This window comes from Trichocoleus sp. FACHB-46, assembly GCF_014695385.1.
Taxonomy (GTDB): Bacteria; Cyanobacteriota; Cyanobacteriia; order FACHB-46; family FACHB-46; genus Trichocoleus.
This window is the reverse complement of the sequence record NZ_JACJOD010000013.1, coordinates 324,686-342,548: the sequence shown is the minus strand read 5'-3', so window position 1 is coordinate 342,548 and position 17,863 is coordinate 324,686. Positions and strand designations below refer to the sequence as shown.

The window sequence follows — 17,863 nt, the reverse complement described above, 5'->3', positions numbered from 1 at the left end:
CGATACTCACAAAAATGCTCGCGAGAGAGTCAACAATTGCTCGGCCAAAGATTCAATCAATTCCCGGTAAGCCAAGCGCGATCGCCACTCCGCTGGAATTCCTGACTCACCATAGAATGCACCTGCAAGCTGGCCATAAACAGCTCCAGTAGTATCGGCATCGTCACCTAAATTCACTGCCAGCAAACAACCTTCCTGGAAAGAATCGCTATTGTAGAACGCCCACAGCGCTGCTTCTAAAGATTTCACCACATAGCCAGAGCCTTGAATTTCCGGTGGGTGTCGCTGCTTGAAGGAACCTCTGGCAATCTCAGCGATTTCAGGAACGAGCGAATTAGCCTCCCAGGAACCTGAAATTGGGCTGTAGTGGTCTGCAAGCAATTCTGCTTTGGTGGCTCCTTGAACCGCCCCAACGATTAGTGCGCCTAAATAACGGCAAGCATCAATCGTCGTGGGGGTGGCATGGGTGGTGCGAGAACTTTCAGCAGATTTAGCGATCGCCTCCTCTGGCTGCGTGGCGTAAAACAATGGCACCGGAGCTAACCGCATAATTGAGCCATTGCCCGCAGCGCGAGGATCAGTAGAACCGCAGTATGGTTCTCCCGTAACAGCAAATTTCTCTAGCGCTGTGCGGGTGGCATTGCCAATGTCGAAGCAGCGTCCGGTGCTGCTGAGATAGCCTTCGCGATACCAACGGTTATATTTTTCTAGTTGATGCTTGGGGTCAAAGCCTTGGCACTCGATCAGGCTTTCTGCCAAACACAAGGCCATTGAGGTGTCGTCGGTCCACTGTCCGGGCTGGAGGTTGAAGGGGCCACCACCAACCATATCCGTGATGGGGGTAAAGGAACCCGGTGACTCAAATTCTAGAGTTGTGCCAACTGCATCCCCCGTTACCAGCCCTAACAAGGCTCCTCGATAGCGCTCAATGAGTTTCACTATTCCTCCACCCGATAACCCAATTCTGCGAGGCGAGTGCGTGATTGCCGCCACTTCGGTTGCACTTTCACAAACAACTCTAGGTAAACTTTTCCGGCGATCAACTTCTGCATTTGCTCACGGGCGGCACTGCCGATCGCCTTCAGCATACTGCCACCCTTCCCGATGACGATGCCTTTTTGCGATTGCCGTTCGACATGAATCGTCGCCAGCAAGCGGGTGATCGTTGGTTCTTCTTCAACTCGATCAATGGAAATTGCCACCGAGTGCGGCACCTCTTCACGAGTCAGCAGCAAAATTTGCTCCCGGATCAGTTCGCCCATGATGAAGCGTTCTGGCTGATCGGTGACCAGATCTGGCGGATAGTAGTAGGGGCCAGGTTCCAGGCGATCGCCCAACAAAGTTTGCAGCGGTTCTAACCCTTCTCCGGTCAGTGCTGAAAATTTCGCGATCGGCCAACCGTAAGGTTCTGCCAAGGCCCGATAGCTAGCGTCTAGTGCTTCTGTCTCGGCAGGTTGCTGGTCGCTTTTGTTCAGGCCCAAAATTACTGGAGTTTCGGTTTTGCTCATTAGCTCGGCAATATAGCGATCGCCCCCACCCGCATCGACCGAGCTATCGACCACAAACAGCACCACATCGACTGAATGAATAGCAATTTGAGCATTCTTGACCAACACTTCGCCGAGTTGATGGTGGGGCTTGTGAATGCCGGGAGTATCCACAAAAATAAACTGAGTATCGGGCGTGGTCAAAATCCCCAAAAGCCGATTGCGTGTGGTTTGAGCCACAGGCGACGTAATGGCAATCTTTTGCCCCACCAAATAATTCATCAACGTTGACTTGCCGACATTGGGACGGCCAATGATGCCCACAAAGCCTGATTTAAAGCCTTCTGGCGCAACTGGAATGCTCCACTGATCTGATAGGTCTGACATAAGTTATCGTTCTTGCTGCGCCTGTTCACCGTTTGCTGTTTTGCCAAGAAGCGCAATATTGCCATAGTAGCGTTGCCAGCGCTAGTCCTATTTGCCTTGATGCAACCAAGCGATCGCTATATCCCAAGCAACCCTGCAGCTTGTACATCAGTGGGTGAATTAGATGTAAGCAAACCTAAAGCCAACCTGGAATTCTTTAGAAACGCCACCGCTTAGCAGTACTGTACAGCCTGACCTTATTTGTCGTTGAGGCGACGGCGGGCGATATGGGACAAAAGCGGATTGGGATTCTGACCAGTGGAGGCGATTGTGCTGGACTCAACGCTGCCATCCGAGCGGTGGTGTGTCGAGCGGTGGGTACCTACGATTGGGAAGTGCTAGGAATTCGGCAAGCGACCCAAGGACTCATGCACAGTCCACCCCAGGCAATTCGCTTAGAACTGGAAAACGTTGACTCTCTGCGGGTTGCGGGTGGCACGATGCTCGGTACGACTAATCAAGGTGATCCCTTTGCTTTTCCTATGCCCGATGGCACCCGTTGCGATCGTTCAGAAGACATTATTGCTGGCTACTATCAACTGGGTCTGGATGCGATCATCGGCATCGGAGGTGATGGCAGCATGGCAATTCTGCGACGCATTGCTGAACAAGGCAACCTGAATCTAGTAGCGATCCCCAAAACGATTGACAATGATGTTGGGGTGACGGAGCACTCCATTGGTTTTGATACCGCCGTCAATACCGCCACCGAAGCCCTCGATCGCCTGCATTTTACCGCCGCTAGCCACAGCCGCGTCATGATTCTAGAAGTGATGGGGCGCGATGCAGGCCATATCGCCATTACCGCTGGGATTGCTGGGGGTGCTGATGTAATCCTAATTCCGGAAATTTCCTATACCATCGCCAACATCTGCCACAAAATCAAAGAGCGCCAAGAACAAGGGAAAAACTATTCGCTGGTGATCGTGTCGGAAGCGGTGCGGACGGAAGCAGGAGACCCAGTGGTGATCACTAATCGCCTAGGTCAATGTCGCTATGGGGGAATTGGTGACTACTTAGCTGATCGCATTTGTGACTGTAGCGGGGCTGAAACTCGCGTGACGGTGCTGGGGCATGTGCAACGGGGTGGAACGCCTTCGCCGCTCGATCGCCTGGTCGCGTCGGCCTTTGGCGTGGCTGCGGTGGATCTGATCGCTGAGGAGAAATATGACCACATGGTCACTTGGCAAAATCGTCAGGTCGTCAGTGTCCCCATTCCTGAGGCGATCGCCCAATACCAGGCCGTCGATCCTAGCGGCACCTTAGTCAAAACTGCTCGTGGCTTAGGTATTTACTTAGGCGATTAAAAAAAGCCCTTTTTCCAAGGTGGAGAAGGGCTTTAATCTCTCCCCTTCCCTATAGGGAAGGGGTTGGAGGTTAGGTAATCATTAGCGTTTCGACTTGAACGAATCTAACCACTCTCTGGTTTGTTGAGCCGCAATGTCTCGACCACCCAGACCAAAGGCCAGTGCGATCGCCACGGCAACGGCTCCTAGCAACAGACCAAAGGCCAAGTTGACAATATTCGGCGCAATACCCATTTGTTGCAGGGCCATGGCTGAAATAAAAGCAATAATGGCAATCCGAGCGGTTTGCGCCAAAACTCTTGCTTGAGCGTTGCCAGAGCTTGCGATCAAGTTGAAGGCCAAGTTCGCCAAGTAAAGACCAATGGCGAACACCACCAAACCAGACAAGATGCGGCCAAAGACCACTAGCAACCCAGTCACAATCAGGGTGAGACCTGCAAAGTTGAGGACATTTGTCGCTGCCACCGTGGCAAACAACAGAATGCCAACCAACGTTACAATCCCAATCACTTCCGAAGGAGTGCGAGTTCTAGGAGTACTGGGGCTAACTTGACCCAACTCTTGAATCACAGGGGATTCATCTGTCGGACGAACCGGAGGGGCTGAGTAGGGAGTTGGTTGTAGCCCTAGCCAGTAGAAGATGTTGTTGAAACCGAGGCTAGTCAGGATATTAGTGACCAGATCAGCCACAAACTTCCCAATCACATAAGCGATCGCCAGAATCAAGGCTGCCGTGAAAATTTGCGGAATGGCATTGAGGATCTGAGTCAGCATCGAAATGGCTGGCTGAGAAATCGCATCAATCCGCAGCGCATTCAGAGCCGCGATCGCCGTTGGGATCAAGATTAAAACATAGACAATCGTGCCGATAATCCAAGACAGCGATTGGCCACCAGTCCCAGTCGTGCCTCTCAACCCAAAGCGCGTCCCAATGCGATCGGTTCCTGCCGCTGCCAGCAGATTCGTCACGATCCGGCGAACTACCTGAGCAATCAGCCAACCCGCTGCTCCAATCAGAACTGCGGCCAAGATATTGGGCAGGATCGCCAAAATCTCATTCAACAGTTGTTGTACAGGTTGCAACGTCCCCTGCAACTCCAGCGTGTTTAAGATCGCTGGGAGAAACAGCAGAAAGATAAACCAGTACAACGCATTGCCAATCGTTTCGCTCAACGAAAATGGCGGATCAGACGGCGGCGGTGCAATCGGTCGAGTGGCACCAGGTGCATCCGGGGCATCTGGGTTAGCGGGTGGTTCATTGATTTGTTCACCCAACCGTTGATCTAAGCCAAATGCATGGAGTCCCTGCGTCACAATCAGCTTGACCACCGTTGCCAGCGCCCAAGCGATCGCCAGCAAAATCCCAGCCCCTGCCAGCTTAGGCAGGAAGCGCAAAATTTGGTCGAGGAAGGTGTTTAACGGTTGAGAAACAGCGGTTAGGTTGAGCGCCTGTAAAAAGGCCACAACCGTAAACACGACGATTAGCCAAAAAACAGCGTCTCCTACCCATTTTTCTACGTTGGGTGGTCGCGCTCCTGGTTGGTGGCGGATGACACGCGCGGCTAGTTTATTGTCTATGTCGGTGCGGTTCAACAAGCCCCGAACCACGGCTGCGACCAGCGCCGCAATGAGCAGCCCCACCACCAAAATCAGCAGGGCTTTGATTAAAGCTGGAATTGAAGTGCCCAAACTCAGGCCAATTCCCTGGAGGAAACTGTCTGCACCCGTGGGGTAAGCCCCTGGGCCCGCTTGTGGTGCTGTAGTTGTCGCTGGGGGAGAAGTCGCTGGAGCCTGTGCCAATAGGAGGTTAAGTTGCGGTATTGGTACAGATGTGTTGACGATTTGTGTAAATTCTTGCCAAGTTCTAATCATAATTCCTGAGCTAGCTTTAGCCCCTCAGTCCAGTAAGAACACGACTTTTGCACGATAGATTCATTTGTGAGAATTAGCTTACGTAGCACCCCACGTTTCTACTGTCATCCGACTAGCAAAGTACAAGCTGGGCGACGTAGAACTAAACATTGATAAAGTAAGCTCCAATTCTGGCTTTTTCATCTATCTATATGGAGAATTAAGACGTAAAAAGCTAGGATTCGTTGATTTTTAACGATTATTCAAGACTTAACTCAAAAACCTTAGGCAAAGGTGAGTTTGATAGACAATCTTTACGCAGACAACAACCAACTGTGCACTAATTTAGTGAACTAGTTCGATGAAACGGTTGTGCGTGCTGAAGCAGGTGGGTTCTCGCTAGAGTAGACGAGTCAACAGTTGCTGGAGCCGATCGGTGGCTTGCTTCTTCTGAATGTTTAAGTCGTTTAGTAATAGCGGTAGGATGCGTTCTATTCCCACCCTGAAAAAGACCAATCAGCGCCGAATGCCATTTCAGCAAAGTTTCGAGCAGTCTGTTCAAATCAACGCCAGTGCCACCGCTGTAGAGCGATGCATTACAGATCTCAGCTTAATGCACCGTTGGCTCAATCCTGCCCTGCGCTGCGAACCCGTAGGCGAGTGGAGTACGGACGTTGGTAGCCGTAGCCGTTTTGTAATCCAGATTCCTTTCCTACAGCCTAGTTTGAGTAGCGTAGTCGCTGCTCGCGAACCTGGCTTAGTAGTTTGGGAGTTCGACGGTTTTTTTCATGGCCGCGATCGCTGGGAGTGTAATCCGAATGATCGGGGTACCTACTTGCTCAATCGTTTTGAATTCGAAATCCCTAACGCCTTGGTACGATTCGGCTTCAACACCTTTGCCGCCACCTGGACTCAAGAAGACATGCAAGCTCAACTCCGACGCCTAAAACGGGTCGCAGAAGAGCTACACCAAAAATTGCATACTTAGGCGAGATCCAATGGAGCTAGACTGTACCTGACTAAACGATTAACTCAGTTAATCCATTAGAGCGAGTACACCTGGCCATCAATCAGCAGGCGAGTAATGCCCTTCGCTTGCAAATAGACGCTAACTTTCGGTAGCACTCTGCCATCAGGAACTTTGATAACTCGCTGATTGCGCTTAGAAAAGCGACGAGCAATTCGGTGATTGTCAAAGATGGGCAAGGTTTTCGCTTGAACATCTTCGCTAGGAATTTGTCCTAAATCTCCAAACTCCCGGAGGGGTCGAGTAATCAATTCCGCCATTCGATCTACAACTAAGTAGAAAGTTTTGGGAATCGAGGCATCCGCTAACGGCAAAACTCGTACAAAAGCTTGAGTTTGAAGCTGACCTCCCATGAAGGCATCAGCATCATCTAAATCATCGTCATCGTCGTCTTCATCCTCGTCATCAAGATCATCGAGGTCATCGTCATCGAGGTCGTCGTCATCAAGATCATCGTCGTCTAAGTCAACCAACTCAGCAGCCTGCGCTTGTAGATCTGCCGACAAGCTTGCTTCTGTAAACCCTAGATTCGGCTCAGCTTCTATTGGCGCTGCCGCGACTTTTATGGGTGGCGCTTTCGTTGGTTTTTTCTCAACTTCCGGCGCAACCGAAGGAACTTCTAAAAGCTGTAGCTGCGCCTCTACTACTTCCGGTGGCTCAGAAGCAGGCTCAGACTCGTTTGCTGATATTTCATCAACAGCACCGGAACGTTTACGCTGTCGTCGCGTAATTGGTGGTGCGATCGCTGGCTTTGGCGTTGAAGTGGCAACTGCTTCTACCGTTTCCACAGGCGCAACTTCTGCGGCTACTTCTACAGCTTCTACCGAGATTTTAGGCTGAGCGATCGCGGCTTCACTCACCTCTATAAACTCTTCTGCGGCTAATTCTACTTCTGTGGTTACTTCTGTGGTTACTTCTACGGCTTCTACTGGGATGTCTGGTTGAGCGATCGCAGCTTCACTCACCTCTATAGGCTCTTGAACAGGTTCCTGAACAGGCTCTTCTACAGGCGCTGTTTCAAATTCCTCAAAGGCTAGTTCCGCAGCAAATTCTGCAAAGCCTGCTTGAGGGCGGGCCGCTCGCTTTTGTTGCACGAGTGCTTCATATTCATGCTCAGGCAACAGACTCTTTAAAACACGGCTAATTGTCGTGTTGCTGACTCCATAGCGCTCTGCCAGGGTCGAAGTTGTCTCTCCTGGATGCCGATACAGATGCAAGATGTTTTGTTTATCCGACTCAGACAGTTTTCTTGGAGTCATGCCACCGCTTCAGAAAGAAAAATCACTGGCTAAATTGTTTAGCCATCAACATTAGGAGAGGAAGGAATATTTTGCTCTTCAACGGAGCGCTCGCTTAGCCAGAAAAGATGCACCTTCTCGGTGCCAACCTAGCAAAGCTGAGTGTGCTGTTCATGACAGAACTAGCTTCATCTATTCTATGTCGTACCTTGACGACAGAGGGAGATAAATTCTAGATGCGATCGCCACCATTCTACGTCCGGATTGATTGGGAGCTGTGGTTAAGCGCGTCTTCGGCCTCCGGTTCGCCGCGATCGGGTAGATAAGTCATGTTCTAGCGCTGCCCCAATGCCAAATAGCACCCCGCTAAACACCCAAAATACTTCCGGCAAGCTACCTGTTTGGTAATCGGGGATGTGTTTTTGAGCATATCCGAGCCAAATATCAGCAATGTAAAGCGAGAAGGCTGCGGCTGCAATCATGCGCCAAGATTGCGAAAAACGCCCACCCCAAAACGCCAGTAGCAAGACGGTGGCAATGATCAGCAAAGCCAAGTCACTGACGACATAGAACCAGCCCAAGATAGTTTCTAAAGGAGCTAACGTCTCCTCTACGCTCGTTACCCAAGCAGGTACTTCCTTCTGCTCAGTCGTGGCTGGCGTTGACGAAGTGGCTGGAGCAGGAGTTGACGCTGGGGGGGCTGATTGACCTGGCTTAAGCGCAGGTGCTTTCACCGCTTTGGGTGGTGCAGCAGTTTTTGGGGCTGGAGCGGTTTGAGCGATCGCAGGCGGCATCAGGAATGATTGAGCCGTTTGGGTGGGTGCAGCGATCAGCCAAGCCAACAATCCACCAATGACTGCGATCGCGCCAACGACTATCCACTGCCAATTCTCTAAGTTCAAGCGTCTGGAGAGCACCGCTAACAGCATGCCCCAACCGAGGAAGAGATAAGTTGCCACAAAAAATAAGTCACCGGGCGACACCGTAGGATCTTGCTTCAGGCCCAGTTCCCAATAGCCCAACACCAAGTTGCCCAGGAAATAAGACAGCATCCCTAGTCCAATCCCTAGCCAGACATTGCGACCACTCACGATTTGGGGACTGCGCCAATTTCTCAGGCACAGTACCGCTGCTCCCAGATAGGCCACCTCTTCAAAAATATAAGTCCCAATGGCATACCAAGCTGGGCGCTCTTCTCCGGGTGCTGAAGTGCTGAACAGTAAGAAGAAGAGGAGGGCTAACACAGCCCAACTCACCGCACTGAGAACAATCGTTTGGACTGACAGGAGGGATTTAGGGCTAACGGACTTATTTGAAGGGCTGCTCATGGAAGGTCAAAACCGGGTAACTGGCAATTGAATAATGGAAAGGGCAGCAATACCGAGATTGTCTGCAAGCGTCGCACATCCCTGTCGGTTATGGGACTGTGATCAAACATTCTTAAGGCTATTGCCACAATTTCCCTACCGGAGACTGGCCCAGCCATTGCAGAAATTGACCACGGTCTCCAGCAGACATATCCTGCAAAGCCTCTAAAGCCCGCTCTGCAAACGTAGCATTACCAAAATAGGCTTTGCCGAGGCGATGCAGCTCCTGCATCAGTGTATTGAGATGATGCTCTTGCCAAGGGGGCAGTTGCAGGGCAGTCACAGGGTCCATAGTTAGCAAATAATTGATTGCTTCTGGGGATTCTGCTTGGGGGAACCGCCACTGGCGCAAAACTTCCGTAATATCTTTTTGGAATAGGCCTGCTTGTCGGCTCCCTAGCAAGTCTTCAATGTCGATGTAGAGAGCTTGCAAAATTAGCAGGCCTGCTTGAGTAAAGAAAGAGGCGGTCGCATCTCCCGCAATAGCGCCCTCGCTTGCCAACTGTTCTATGCGAACTTTGCCCCAGACACTATATCGCTCTGGTTCTTCTAGCAGCACACAAGCTTTGCCACGGTTGTCAGTGAGGTCTCGCCAAAAGGCTTTTGCCTCTTCTTCTTGACTGGCATTAAAGACACTAATCAAGCGAAAGGTTTGCCCCTGATAATGGAGAATCAGAATCTGTTGATCCCGCTTGGGATGCTGAACGCTTGATATTTCAACATCCTGCCTTTTTAGAATAAACATGACGCTGCCAATTGACTCCTATCCGGGTCGGGGATGCTGTGCGGGGAATAACCGAGCAACTCTTTTGATATACAGCATGCTAGTGCAGAAATGATGGCTTACAGGCGATGCATTTCTTAGTCACGACATCCTACTATGCCAATGTCATAGCGGCCAAGGTCATAGGTGGCGATCGCGTTGCTTAACACACTACCTCAGTCAACGCTTCATTATCTGGTTTTTAGCGTACATTTACTATCAATCCGTTCTAGGTGCTACCCCATCGAGCGGTTAAGCTGCTCGACTCTAGCTTTCCCTTAAAATACAGATAAAATTTACGTGAGCTAGTGTATTTAGATCAAGCTTTGTCATGAGCGATTAGCTGAGCATCTAAATTAAGGTTCACGAGTTGTCCTACGACCTAACCGTGACTCCTTCTGATACTATTACTTTAGGGCTGTCAGAAACTTGCAGTCTGATGTTGTGGCGAATGCCAAACTGCATCATTGCTAGCTCCAGTAGCTCAGTGGATAGAGCATCTGCCTTCTAAGCAGATGGTCGTAGGTTCGAATCCTACCTGGGGCGCTTTTAATCAACTTCTTTGCATCTTGTACGAAAGCGCAAAAGGCCACAGCGGGCGATCGCTCTTTGAGCCTTTGATGCGGTTTTCTAGCTAGATATTCGTAGGGGCAAACGGCCGTTCGCCCCTACAGCCAATCATTTGTAGCCCGATTTTTAGGAATTGGTATAAACCATAAAGGGAGATGCCTGCGTTACGTACAAAAAACTATCAGCCAGCAAAAAGTTGCGGCAGAAACAAATTTGCTCTGCCGCAACTTTTTGATATTTAGCTAAAGAGCCCGTGACGAGGATTGAACTCGTGACCTCACCCTTACCAAGGGTGTGCTCTACCACTGAGCCACACGGGCGTTAATGAACGCACAAGATCAAGAACTTGGTTTGTGCGTTCCGTGGATGGGCCGGGCTGGATTTGAACCAGCGTAGGCGTAGCCAGCGGATTTACAGTCCGCCCCCATTAACCACTCGGGCACCGACCCGTTCACCCACGGAAACCTATATTAACACAACGATTTGGGAAATCAAGTACTTCCTAAAAAAATTCCTTAGACTGTAGCCGAACTGGAATGCCTAGAGTTCATCGAGATGGGCGTTATTCATTCTCTGGCATTGCTCTAAGAACTAGAACGGTTGCCGGAAAGGAGACCTAGCTTTTTAGCTGCCTTAGAGCGGGCGGGAAAGTCGCTTTCGTCGTAAATTTCCCCTACTAACTGCTCCAGAATATCTTCCAAGGTTACTAAGCCTACTGTGCCGCCATACTCGTCAACCACAATGGCAATGTGAAACTGTTGTTGCAGCATCTCTTTCAGCAGGTCGGTGACTCGCTTGCTCTCAGGAATGTAAACAGGCGGGTCCATCGCTTCTGTAACTAGGCCATTATCCTGCCCTGCTTTTCGCAGTTGTTTTAACTGTTGCAGAGCCCGCTTTAGATGCACAATGCCAACAATTTCATCTTTCGATTCTTCTTGGACTGGGATGCGTGAATAGCCCGTTTCTAGGCAAAAATTGACCAAGTCTTGTAGCGTGGCTGCTTGAGAAATCGTTTGCATGTCTACTCGTGGCTTAACCACGTCTCGTGCCGTGACGCGATCGAGCATTAAAGCTTTATTGAGGAGTTGATGTTTGTGGAGATCGAGTTGACCTTTGCCGCCCAAGATCTCGATCATCAGTTGCAAATCTTGAAGTGACTCGCCTTGCTGGGCGGAACTTCCCTGAAACAAGCGCACCACGCTTTGAGCGATCGCCTCAAAAAAATAAATGATGGGCAGCAAAATCACTGAGAGCCAGTAAATAGGCCGAACGGCCAAGATGAATACTGGCATCACATTATTAATAGCGATGGATTTTGGCGTAATCTCGCCAAAAATTAGTACCAGGAAAGTGACAACAGCGGTAGCGACCCCAATCCCAGCATTCCCTAGCCAAATGGCAAATAGATTGCTGGTGAGAATTGCAGAGAAGTTGTTAACTAAGTTATTGCCCACCAACAGGGTGGTAATAAAGCGAGCTCGCTTCTCCAGAACTAAGCGAAAAAGGCGATCGGGGTCGCCTTGCTCTTTGATTAAAGCTCGTAACTTCAAGTTATCAAGGGCAGTAATCGCTGTTTCAGAGCCAGAAAAGCAGGCTGATAACAGCAGCATGACTACCAAAATGACCAGGTCGAACTGCACATTCCCTAAGAGGGGACCAGGTTCGGCGATCGCCAAGGGATGAGTTGGAGCAAACAAAACAATCACAAGTTGCCCTAAGGCGAAGTATGAATCAAAGATTTTTCAAGCAAAGGAGGAGGCTATTTAGTTGATGATAACCTCCTCCTTTCTCTCCCTTTTATTAAAATTGCGCGATGAGCCTGGGCGATCGCTTCTAGCGTTTCTTGTCTAGCTTCTGCTTAACTGACCCTTGGCTAAATTAGCTCCCCAGTTTCTTGCAAGGAGTGCAAACGGCGATAAATTCCTGCTTGGCGCAGAAGCTCATCATGGTTGCCCATTTCCACAATGCGGCCTTGATCGAGGACTACAATTTTGTCTGCCTCTCGCACTGTGCTCAGACGGTGGGCAATGATGATGGTGGTGCGGGTGCCGAAAATCGATCGCATAGCCAGTTGAATGGCTCGCTCCGATTCGTAGTCAAGGCTAGAGGTAGCTTCGTCAAAGACCAAGACATCTGGTTCAGCCAAGAGGGCACGGGCAATGCCTAAGCGCTGTCGCTGACCGCCAGAGAGCCGCATACCTCGCTCTCCCACGATTGTTTTGTAACGCTGCGGTAATTGCTGGATAAATTCTTCGCACTGAGCGATGCGACAAGCTTCTTGTACTTGTTCAAAACTGGCTTGGTGATTGCCGTAAAGCAGATTGTCGAGCAAGGTGCCATTAAAAACATCTACTTCTTGATGCACGATCGCCAACCGTTTTCGGTACTGAGTCACATCCAACGTGCTGATGTTCTCCCCATCCATCAACACAGAGCCTTGGCTTGGCTCAAAGTAACGAAAGAGCAGCTTGACCAAAGTGGATTTGCCAGAACCAGAGCGACCGACTAGCGCCACGGTTTGGTAAGGCTCGATCAACAAGTTAATGTCTTGCAGCACAGGGCGATCGCGATGATAGCCAAAGGTGAGATGGGAAAACTCCACTTTGCCTGTAAATGAGTAAGCCGCATCTTGCTCGGACAGGGGCTGCAAACTGCCTGCATCAGACCCAAGGGGTAACTGCATAAACTCATGGAATCGCAGCATGGAGGCATAGCGTCGCGCAAAGGTCTCGGCCAAGTTACTAATCGGTTCTAGCTCTGAGTAAGCCATGCTAGAAACGGTCAGCAGAGTGACAAAGTGCCCTAGAGAAATTTTGCCGCCCACCGTTGCCACTAGCGTAAAAGCCAGAATAAAGAACACGCAGCTTTGCACTACTAGGCGCTGCCAAGTTCCCAAACGGGTATAACCCTCGTGAATGCGGTACTCCACCACTTTTAGCTCTCGGTCTAAGCGTTGCGACTGTCGCTTTAGCTCGGTTGCTTCTGTGGCAAATGCCTTTACCGTTTTGATGTTGGTAATTACTTCTGAAGTTCGGCTTTCTGTGTTCTCCTGGTAGCGATCGAGAATTTCTTCTCGCTGAATCAGCCGTCCCAGATGAGCAAACGTGAAGCTCAGAATGAAAATAAACGAGACCAAGAAGGCGATCGCAATGCGCCACTCAATCAGCCAAATGACCACAAAGATGCCCAGCACCCGAAACAACTTAGGAATTAGTTGCCCAGCGATTTCTGGGTAGCTCCAGGTATGGTTTGCTAAGCCTCTTGCCACCCGACCCGCAATGCGGCCTGGGTTGTTTTCGTCATAAAACTCTAACGGCAGCGTCAGAATTTTTTCCAGTACCCCCCTAGAGTGATCGCGGCGGCTACGGAGTGCAATATCCCAATGGAACCAACTACCAATCCAAGGCTGGATGGGTGCTCGTACCACTGTAATGATGAAGATGACACCCAACAGCACTGCTAACTCTAGGAAGCGCTGGTTAGGTAGGCGCACTAAGCTGGCGACAAGCGCCACTAGATCTTGCATAAAGGGATCTAGCGGTTCCTGCGAGAGCACATTCAAAATTTGGCCGATCGCGTAGGGCACTCCAAGATCAATAATTTCGAAGGCACTGGAGGCAGTGATACTAAAGGCGGCTGTAGGCCAATAGCGACGGTAATAGCCGAGGACATCCCGGAAGGTGGCCATGACTTTTCCTAGAGAAACTGCAAAATGATTTTTCAGAGCCTTAATTTTATGAACAAGCTCTGAAAAAGTCGTACGAATAAGCCGAGCAATGATTGACTCAGCTACTTAGTCCAAAGGCTAAAAAACTGTGAGAGCAAGTAAGCAGCGCGACGATGAGATGATTCACTTGAGCCTACGGATTGTAGCATGATATGTAGTATGTTGTAATCCCTGGAGGCGATCGCAACTCGTGGTCATTCAAGTAGAGATTCAGGCATCTCAGAATTTTCTGGTCTATGCTGGGTCTGTTTAAACTTGGCTCACTTAAGATCATTCGTGTTGCAAATAGAACTTTCCACCGTGAACATTGCAGGACTGCTTTTGGCAGGGCTCGTGGGGCTGATCATTCTATTGGAACTTGGCTTGCGCTTACTCTTTGGCTTTGGTAAGCCCTTGATTTATCTCGCCGACCCAGACATTGGTTATCTGCTAGCGCCGAACCAACAAACTCGTCGCTTTGGCAATCGCATCGCCATTAACCAATATTCCATGCGGAGTCCCGCGATCGCGCCAAGTGCTGCACCCTCCACGCTGCGAATCTTGCTCTTAGGTGATTCCGTGGCGAATGGTGGTTGGTGGACTGACCAAACCAAAATCATTTCCGAAATTTTGCAGCAGCGACTACAGCCAGGCTTACAGGGCACCCGTTGGCAGCAGGTAGAAGTATTGAATGCTTCGGCTAACTCTTGGGGACCGCGCAATGAATTGGCTTACCTCAAACGCTTTGGTAGCTTTGAGGCTCAAGTCGTTGTGTTGTTGCTGAACACGGATGATCTGTTTGCTACAGCTCCTAGTTCACTGCAAGTGGGCAATGATATTAATTACCCAGACCGCAAACCGCCTTTAGCCTTGGCAGAAGTTTTGGGGCGCTACCTCTTTCCACCTGCGCCCAATCCAGATTTCAAAGCGAAGTTCAAAGCCGTCCAAGCAGAATCTGGCGATCGCGTGGGGTTTAACTTAACGGCGATTCAACAGATTCACAACTTGGTTCAAAGCCAGGGTGGGCAATTATTGCTGGCTATGACACCTTTATTGAGAGAAACCACCGCCAAAGGTGGTCCCCGTGATTACGAACAAAAGGCTCGGCAGCGCTTCTTAGACTTCACTGAGCGTGAACAGATTATCTACGTTGACTTCTTGCCCAGTTTTAATGCTGTAACCCAGCCAGAAACGCTTTATCGAGACCACATTCACCTCAGCCCAGCCGGAAATCAACTAGTGAGTGCAACGATGCAGCGATCGCTCCAACAAACAATTCTGGACCGCTCAACTTCCCAAACTTCCAGCGACCCAGAATCGTAAAAACTCGCGATCGTCTCTAGTTCTACTCCCCGTACTCCGTGCCCCCTCTACAGGAGTTGCAACTAAACAGGCACAGCCGAGGAGGGGGAAAGCTCCAGTTCTAACTCCTGGGTTTGCCAAACTTGACCATCTAAAGCCATTTGCTCAATCAAGCTTGCTAAACGCAAGGCTTTTAGGGCTTGTTCGCCTCCGACAGAAGGTTGGTTGCCGCCCCGGACACAAGCGACAAAGTGCTCCAACTCAGCATGTAGCGGCTCGATATTGCTGGTGTATACCTTCTCGATTAAACCATCTTGGCGGTACAGCACCTGACCGTAATCGGTCATGTAGTCAGCGGTGGTCTGGCGGTGAATGGAAATATCGTTACTGAGGAAATCTGCTTCGGTGAGCGAGTTTTTGCAATGGGCAGCAATTCGCCGGATTTTGCGGTGGGTGACTTTGCTAGAGGTTAAAGTTGCGACGATGCCGTTAGCAAAACCTAGTGTAGCTGTGACGTAATCGAGGTAGCCAGAGTCAGAGGCGCGACTGCCACTCGCCGTCAGCTTAGTCACTGGAGAACCTGCCAACTCAAGCAGCAAGTCGATGTCATGGATCATCAAGTCCAGCACGACCGACACATCATTGGCGCGGTTTGAGTAAGGACTCATGCGGTGTGCTTCTAGGGCCAGCAGCTCCTCGGTTTTGAGCACCTTGCTGAGTTCTTGGAAGGCTGGGTTGAACCGCTCAATATGCCCCACTTGCAAGATGCAATGAGAGTCTGCTGCCGCATTCACTAAAGACTCAGCTTCTGCAATACTGGCAGCGATCGGCTTTTCGATCAGCACATGCACGCCTGCCTGTAAACAGGCCATACCCACGGCATGGTGGAGTCGGGTGGGCACAGCCACACAAACCGCATCTACATGCTGGAGCAAGTCGTGGTAGTCCTCGAAAAACCTTACTCGGTATTTACTGGCTGTGTCTAAGCCTCGCTCCACGTTGACATCAGACACACCGATCAGTTCTACATCTTTTAGCAAACTCAAGACGCGAGTATGATGCTGTCCCATGTTGCCAACCCCAATCACCCCCACACGAATGGGTTCTGGCTGGTTGCGTTGCGAACCGACATTCGAATGCGTCGATGACATGTTGTTCTGCACTCCTATACCTCCACCACCACAGGGATCAAGCAGATTGGCTACACTGAGCCGCCTCAAACCATCCAGATAGTAGCACAGCGGCTCTCTTTATGAAGAATTCCAAAGTTTAATCTAGGTTCCTGAAACTCAGGCAAAGTTTTGCTCAAATCGTGCTTTTCTATCGTGCATAGTAGAATTTGGCAATCCCTGGCTATCTCTAAAGGCACGAATGCACGCTTTTCTTCGGTCAAAGTGGCTGTATCCAGTGAAGCAACGATCGCTCCTGGTAGCCTGGGCTATGTTTTTGAGCTTGCTGCCTGGAGTAAGCGCGATCGCTACTACTCATAGCGCTACTGCCAACCCAGTTCCGCAAGCCACTGCCAGTGCCAGGGTAGAGCAACGGCAAAAACAGGTCCGCTTAGTCCAGCCAGAAAACTACGACCTCAACCGCTACCCCGTCACCGATGCGAATGAGCGGCATTGGCGCACAGTGCTTTGGGCTACGGCGCTGAGAGAACCGCAACCAGCCCAGGTAGCCCAAGCGTTGGAGGGAATTTTGTCCCTAACCCGTCGCCCCAAGCTCTCGCAGCCCCAAATGCGTACCGTAGATATGGCTATGCAGGTAGGAACGCAGATGTATCTGCATTTCCCAGCTCGGTACGGTAGTTTAGAGGCGGCATTTCGCCAAACGATTGAGCGCAGTCCTGACTCGCAGTGGGTAGCAATGGCGCTATCTGCTCTGGCTCAGGGAGACTCAGCTCCAGAAGAGTTGCAATCACTCAGCGATCGCGTGCGGCAACGTTTTCCTCGGTGGTCGCAGGATGTGTGGCTACAAACAACTTTACAAGACGTGGCGGAGCGCGTTAATCCTCCTGCTATGCCGCCGTTACGAGATTTATTGCAGTGGACGATCGCGCCCCAACAACCTCATCTGTATGTGCTCTGTCCTCGCGATCGCGGCTTACTCTGTCGGGCCGTTTTGAAAGATCAATCGGGGCAATTTGTGCAACAGTCTGGTCAGCTTTGGTCGGTACCTCTGTTGTCGCGATCGCTCCACGATTTAGCTTGGAACTTTGAACGGGGGGAAACACCGCAAGGGATTTACCGGATTGAAGGCGTGGTGCCGCAACCAGATTTTGATTTTTTCGGCGCTTATGGTCAGTTTGCTTTAGTAAAACTGTTCGTGCCCTTCGAGTCAGGTGTGCGATCCTTTCTTCCTGGTCAGAAAGGACGATTCGCGGGTACGTTAGCTGCTTATCAAGCTTTACTGCCACCTGCTTGGCGCAACTATTTTCCCATTCAGCAAACTTACTGGGCTGGGAAAGCAGGGCGATCGCTGTTCCGCATTCATGGCAGTGGGGAAGCGACTAATTTCTTCAGCGGCAAGGAACGCTATCCTGCGAGTGCTGATTGGAACCCAACGATTGGTTGCCTATCTGCTTTAGAGACCTATGACGAGTCTGGTCGTTTGCAGCAAGCTGATATGCCCAAGATTTTGGATGCCCTGACTGCAACAGGCGGCAAAAACTTCTCCGGTTATATGATCGTGGTTGAGGTTCCTGATACCACGCAAATCTCCTCAACCGCAGCGATCGCCGCAGTGGTCAACGAAAGTACCAGCCCCAAGACGAGGAGATGATTTCCTTCATCTAGCAATCTGAATCTAGAGATTGCTGT

Annotated in this window: 14 protein-coding genes and 3 tRNA genes; 6 read left to right on the top strand and 11 right to left on the bottom strand. The window is 50.5% G+C overall.

The features are described 5' to 3' along the window. Nucleotides 1-6: 6 nt before the first annotated feature. Nucleotides 7-939, bottom strand: a complete 933-nt coding sequence (locus H6F72_RS09235; RefSeq protein ID WP_190433896.1) for an ADP-ribosylglycohydrolase family protein — start codon at nucleotides 937-939, stop codon at nucleotides 7-9. After that, complete coding sequence (gene era, locus H6F72_RS09230) at nucleotides 939-1,874, bottom strand: GTPase Era (protein ID WP_190433894.1); 936 nt, start codon at nucleotides 1,872-1,874, stop codon at nucleotides 939-941. The genes H6F72_RS09235 and era overlap by 1 nt, the downstream gene beginning before the upstream one ends. 12 nt (nucleotides 1,875-1,886) lie before the next feature. Between era and H6F72_RS09225 the strand changes: the two genes are divergently transcribed. Next, nucleotides 1,887-2,090 carry a hypothetical protein gene (locus tag H6F72_RS09225; protein ID WP_190433892.1) on the top strand — a complete coding sequence of 68 codons (204 nt, stop codon included), beginning with the start codon at nucleotides 1,887-1,889 and terminating at the stop codon, nucleotides 2,088-2,090. Between the two features lie 50 nt (nucleotides 2,091-2,140). After that, nucleotides 2,141-3,220: an ATP-dependent 6-phosphofructokinase gene (locus tag H6F72_RS09220; protein WP_190433890.1), complete on the top strand. Its 1,080-nt coding sequence runs from the start codon at nucleotides 2,141-2,143 to the stop codon at nucleotides 3,218-3,220. 81 nt (nucleotides 3,221-3,301) lie between these two features. Here H6F72_RS09220 and H6F72_RS09215 read toward each other — a convergent pair whose 3' ends face one another. Next, nucleotides 3,302-5,092, bottom strand: a complete 1,791-nt coding sequence (locus H6F72_RS09215; protein ID WP_190433888.1) for a mechanosensitive ion channel — start codon at nucleotides 5,090-5,092, stop codon at nucleotides 3,302-3,304. A 463-nt stretch (nucleotides 5,093-5,555) separates the two neighbouring features. On the opposite strand from H6F72_RS09215, the gene H6F72_RS09210 reads away from it, so the two are divergent. Continuing rightward, nucleotides 5,556-6,059 (top strand): SRPBCC family protein, encoded by a 504-nt coding sequence (locus tag H6F72_RS09210; RefSeq protein WP_242016844.1) that lies wholly within the window; start codon nucleotides 5,556-5,558, stop codon nucleotides 6,057-6,059. A gap of 56 nt (nucleotides 6,060-6,115) precedes the next feature. On the opposite strand, the gene H6F72_RS09205 is transcribed toward H6F72_RS09210, so the two are convergent. The 3 genes from H6F72_RS09205 to H6F72_RS09195 form a co-directional block, all read right to left on the bottom strand. Then, complete coding sequence (locus H6F72_RS09205; RefSeq protein ID WP_190433886.1) at nucleotides 6,116-7,357, bottom strand: transposase; 1,242 nt, start codon at nucleotides 7,355-7,357, stop codon at nucleotides 6,116-6,118. Between the two features lie 260 nt (nucleotides 7,358-7,617). After that, complete coding sequence (locus H6F72_RS09200) at nucleotides 7,618-8,664, bottom strand: hypothetical protein (protein ID WP_190433884.1); 1,047 nt, start codon at nucleotides 8,662-8,664, stop codon at nucleotides 7,618-7,620. A 118-nt stretch (nucleotides 8,665-8,782) separates the two neighbouring features. Continuing rightward, a complete protein-coding gene (locus tag H6F72_RS09195; RefSeq protein ID WP_190433882.1) occupies nucleotides 8,783-9,448 on the bottom strand; it encodes an Npun_F0813 family protein in 666 nt (221 codons plus the stop codon). A gap of 491 nt (nucleotides 9,449-9,939) precedes the next feature. Here H6F72_RS09195 and H6F72_RS09190 point away from each other — a divergent pair. Then, a tRNA-Arg gene (locus H6F72_RS09190) sits at nucleotides 9,940-10,012 on the top strand. Nucleotides 10,013-10,284: 272 nt separating this feature from the next. Here the strand turns inward: H6F72_RS09190 and H6F72_RS09185 are convergent. The 4 genes from H6F72_RS09185 to H6F72_RS09170 form a co-directional block, all read right to left on the bottom strand. Continuing rightward, nucleotides 10,285-10,356 (bottom strand) — tRNA-Thr (locus tag H6F72_RS09185). A 47-nt stretch (nucleotides 10,357-10,403) separates the two neighbouring features. Beyond that, nucleotides 10,404-10,485 (bottom strand) — tRNA-Tyr (locus H6F72_RS09180). A gap of 135 nt (nucleotides 10,486-10,620) precedes the next feature. Continuing rightward, the gene (locus H6F72_RS09175; protein WP_348252025.1) at nucleotides 10,621-11,742 is read right to left on the bottom strand and encodes a hemolysin family protein; all 1,122 of its coding nucleotides are present in this window, start codon (nucleotides 11,740-11,742) and stop codon (nucleotides 10,621-10,623) included. 167 nt (nucleotides 11,743-11,909) lie between these two features. Further along, complete coding sequence (locus H6F72_RS09170) at nucleotides 11,910-13,724, bottom strand: ABC transporter ATP-binding protein (protein ID WP_190433881.1); 1,815 nt, start codon at nucleotides 13,722-13,724, stop codon at nucleotides 11,910-11,912. 315 nt (nucleotides 13,725-14,039) lie between these two features. Here H6F72_RS09170 and H6F72_RS09165 point away from each other — a divergent pair, with 315 nt between their 5' ends. Continuing rightward, on the top strand, nucleotides 14,040-15,065 hold the full coding sequence (locus tag H6F72_RS09165) for an SGNH/GDSL hydrolase family protein (protein WP_370527467.1): 1,026 nt from the start codon (nucleotides 14,040-14,042) through the stop codon (nucleotides 15,063-15,065). 62 nt (nucleotides 15,066-15,127) lie between these two features. Here the strand turns inward: H6F72_RS09165 and H6F72_RS09160 are convergent, their stop codons facing one another. After that, a complete protein-coding gene (locus H6F72_RS09160; RefSeq protein WP_190433877.1) occupies nucleotides 15,128-16,195 on the bottom strand; it encodes a Gfo/Idh/MocA family protein in 1,068 nt (355 codons plus the stop codon). 220 nt (nucleotides 16,196-16,415) lie between these two features. On the opposite strand from H6F72_RS09160, the gene H6F72_RS09155 reads away from it, so the two are divergent. Beyond that, nucleotides 16,416-17,825: a hypothetical protein gene (locus H6F72_RS09155; protein ID WP_190433875.1), complete on the top strand. Its 1,410-nt coding sequence runs from the start codon at nucleotides 16,416-16,418 to the stop codon at nucleotides 17,823-17,825. Nucleotides 17,826-17,863: the final 38 nt, after the last annotated feature.